The 1,599-nt window shown below is 64.1% G+C and carries 2 protein-coding genes; one reads left to right on the top strand and one right to left on the bottom strand.

What is annotated here, in order from left to right; all coding sequences use genetic code 11:
* The coding region (locus MUO23_08190; GenBank protein ID MCJ7512935.1) for a DUF3592 domain-containing protein at positions 1-862 on the bottom strand (862 nt) is incomplete at its 3' end.
* 122 nt (positions 863-984) lie between these two features.
* On the opposite strand from MUO23_08190, the gene MUO23_08185 reads away from it, so the two are divergent.
* Positions 985-1,599, top strand: a 615-nt coding sequence (locus MUO23_08185; GenBank protein MCJ7512934.1) for a hypothetical protein, incomplete at its 3' end; no start/stop codon positions are given.

Below are 1,599 nucleotides of genomic sequence, written 5' to 3'. Positions count from 1 at the left end.
TCAGGGCAGGCACAATCGTCAAGGCGTAGGCGATCCATGGCGAGTCGATCTGCAGTTCCCCGGCCGGCCCGATGCGCGGCGACCCGGGCAGGGAGTCGAGCATCACGGCATATTCTGGATTGGATGGATCGTACAGCACCAACTCATCCTTCTGGTCCTGGAGCAGGTGAGCCTGTGCCGTCCGCGTGACCACTTCGTGCAGGCCGCCTTCCTGGTCGGTGAAGTCGAAAGTCAGGCGGATCACCGGACGGTTGTTGACCGTCATCGAGGTCGGTTCGGCCGAGAGCAGAGTCCCGGGCGCCAATCGTCCGCCACGCAGCAGCTGGGCGCCCTTGATCCCTTCCTTCAGGCTGTACACGACCATGCCCAACCCGATCAACGGGAAGATCAGGACGAAGAGCGCGATCATCGGCACCGGCGCCTGGCGCAAACCCAGAATGCGGGAACTCTCTGGCCTGGAGGCGGCATACTCGACCCTGACGGTATCGCCCGACTGCAGATCGGTGCCGGTGGAGAACGAGGCCCCATCGTACACACGGCCGCCGGGACCCCGGAACTGGTAGGTGATGCGGTAGACGGGGGTACCCGGCGTGTCGTCGTCGCCCCCTTCGGAGAATCCGGTGGGCTCGACGGCGCTGACCTGGCCTGGGCCCTCGACCTGGCGGGTCAGCAGCCGCAGCGGCCCGCTGAAGTCGACGTTTAGGACGAAGATCCAGACGAAGATCAGGCCGAATCCCAGGAACACCCACCCCATCTGGCTGACCATCCCGCCAAACAGCACCCGCAGCAGCACGGGGAGCGGCAGCTCCCTGGGCGGGTCGTGGGTGGCGTCGAGCGGGAGTTCCTCGATGCGGTCGGTCATCGGCCGATCTCCTGGTGCGTATCGGAAAGTATCACAAGGGCGGAGGTGTCGCAAGCGCCGCGGATTTCGTTTGGGCGCGACCGGAAGTACAATCCCCCCAACCGCTCAGCCAGGAGGAGCCCATGCGACCAGTGTACGTCGTCTCCGGCGGCGTATCGAAATTCGCCAAAGCCAGGCCCGACCGGACGTTCCAGGCGATCATCAAAGAGGCCTATGACTACGCCATCGGCGATCTGGGCCTTGACTTTCCCACCTTCACCCGCTGCGTCGATGGATCGGTCGCTTCGTACTTCTCGGATCACTTCTCCCGCCAGCTGATGGCCGGCATCATGGCCCAGGACTACCTCGGGCTGTGCCCGAAGCCCGGCCACCGCGTCGAGGGCGGGGGAGCCACCGGCGGATTGTGCCTGCAGGAAGCCTGGAAGTCGATCGCCTCCGGACATATGGATGTCTGCGTCGCCTACGGATTCGAGACCATGAGCCATGTCGAGACCTGGAAGGGCAACGAGTTCATCGCCCTGGCCTCGGATGTGTCGTGGGACTATCCGGTCGGCGGCTTTTATTCGGGCTACTACGCCATGATGGTGACGCGCCACATGAAGGAGTTCGGCACCACGGTCGAGCAGATGGCCCATGTGTCCGTCAAGAATCACATCAACGCCTATCACAACCCGTACGCCCAGAAGCGCAACCGCTACACGATCGCCGATGTGCGCGAGGCACCGATGGTGGCCTGG

It is taken from the genome of Anaerolineales bacterium, from assembly GCA_022866145.1.
GTDB lineage: Bacteria > Chloroflexota > Anaerolineae > Anaerolineales > E44-bin32 > PFL42.
The sequence above is the reverse complement of the archived record's forward strand: the minus strand, read 5'-3'. Positions and strand labels throughout refer to the sequence as shown.